The organism is Flavobacterium sp., from assembly GCF_049590715.1.
Taxonomy (GTDB): domain Bacteria; phylum Bacteroidota; class Bacteroidia; order Flavobacteriales; family Flavobacteriaceae; genus Flavobacterium.
The window spans coordinates 1-1,889 of sequence record NZ_JBAWDL010000046.1 but is presented as its reverse complement, the minus strand read 5'-3'; the positions used below and the strand labels follow the sequence as shown (position 1 = coordinate 1,889).

The window sequence follows — 1,889 nt, the reverse complement described above, 5'->3', positions numbered from 1 at the left end:
TAATAATATTAGCGCAATAAAAGCGCACAATCAGCTTGCTGAAATTTTTGAGTTGATGAGTTTGCCACAAAATATAATATCTGATATTAAGGATCAATTCAAAAAGTTGTGGGGAAATATTAAATTTCGATATTTGTATTTTAAATTAAATACAAATGCAAGATTCCTTTGTTGAACTTCTCAAGCTATTGTTACCAGAAATTATCGTTGATTATTTTGAACTTACTTCTTATAAAAAGGGTGAAGAAATTCTTCATCTATATTTAAAGGAGATTAATTCGATACCAAAAGAGTACCGTGAAAACAAATTAAGTTCGAAAGGATTCTTCAATGAGATAACGGTTCAAGATTTTCCAATTCGTGGACATCAAGTGTACCTGCACATTACTCGCAGAAGATGGCTTAACGAGGATACTGGACAAGTTGTATTTAGAGATTGGAATTTAGTAGCAGACGGAACTCGGGTAACACAGGAGTTTGCGTCTTTTTTAAAAGAAATCAGTCGATTCAAAGCCTAATGATTGTAATGCAATCGCCTCTTTCTATGGTGTCAAAGGTAAAAACTTACTATATCAATACAAAGATTTTTTAAGTGATTTTAAAATCTGGAATCAAAAACCTCATGCAAAACAATGGTTATTATTTCCTGAAAACATTGGAAAGAAGTTATCTATTGACGAAACCTCCCTTTCTAATGGCGAACTCTACACCGTCCTAACAAACAAAGCTGCTAAAGGAAGAAAAGGCACCATAGTAGCAATGGTTGCTGGAACAAAAGCAGAAACAGTAATTGCAATTATTGAAAAGATACCACTCAAACAACGTAACCTAGTTAATGAGATAACACTTGACATGGCTGGTAATATGGGGTTAATAGCAAAAAGAGGTTTCCCTAAAGCAACGCAAGTGACCGACCGGTTTCATGTTCAAAAACTTGCATCAGAAGCTTTGCAAGAAATCAGAATTAAACACAGATGGGAAGCTATAGACCATGAAAATGAAGCAATAGAAAAGGCTAAGAAAAACAAGAAAAGGTTTGAGCCTGAACTATTAACTAATGGTGATACTGTAAAGCAACTACTTGCTAGAAGCCGCTATTTTTTATACAAGAATAAATCCAAATGGACAGATAATCAATTACAACGAGCAAACTTATTGTTTGAATTATATCCCGATATCAAAGAGGCTTACAATCTTTCTCAAGGATTACGAAATATCTTTGAAAACACAACTGATAAAATAATTGCTTTTGCTAGACTGGCCAAATGGCATGAAAAAGTAAATCAATCAGGATTTAAATCTTTCAACACAATATCACGAACCATAATCAATCATTATCAAAACATATTAAACTACTTTGATAACAGGAGCACTAATGCATCAGCAGAATCTTTCAATGCTAAAATAAAAGCTTTTAGAAGTCAATTTAGAGGCGTTAGAAACATTGAGTTTTTCCTTTTTAGACTAACTAATATTTATGCTTAATTTTTGTCTCTCCACAGGTTTTAGGATTGATCCATGAAGCATTTATCGATGGAAATCTAATCACCTCTCCAGCATGGCCAGGACATCCTAGCTTAATTAGAGAGTTTATAAAAGTAATGGGAGCTACAATCAACATTTAACGATATAATTTAGCACTGATTTGAAATGAGCTCCTTTGAAAGTTGACATGAGGTGCTCTATAATTTCTCATTACAAAAATAAAAATTTTTGGATCACAGTTGAGAGGAGTTAATAATATTAACTTTATATTATTGAAGCTAACAATCTTCTTTGAATAATCCTCAAGTTTTAAACTTGGTTCTTAAAAACTTCAATATTCTTATTTATACGATAAAAGTTAATTAGCAATCAATATAAAAGTACTTTAATAATCGAAGCACGAA

The 1,889-nt window shown here is 32.1% G+C and carries 2 protein-coding genes; both read left to right on the top strand.

Features of this window, described 5'->3' with window-relative positions; all coding sequences use genetic code 11:
- Window positions 1-155: 155 nt before the first annotated feature.
- Window positions 156-518, top strand: coding sequence for an ISAon1 family transposase N-terminal region protein (locus WBQ70_RS02345; RefSeq protein ID WP_423910021.1), 363 nt, complete (start codon window positions 156-158; stop codon window positions 516-518).
- Between the two features lie 13 nt (window positions 519-531).
- Window positions 532-1,485, top strand: a complete 954-nt coding sequence (locus tag WBQ70_RS02340; RefSeq protein ID WP_423910023.1) for an ISAon1 family transposase — start codon at window positions 532-534, stop codon at window positions 1,483-1,485.
- Window positions 1,486-1,889 lie beyond the last annotated feature (404 nt).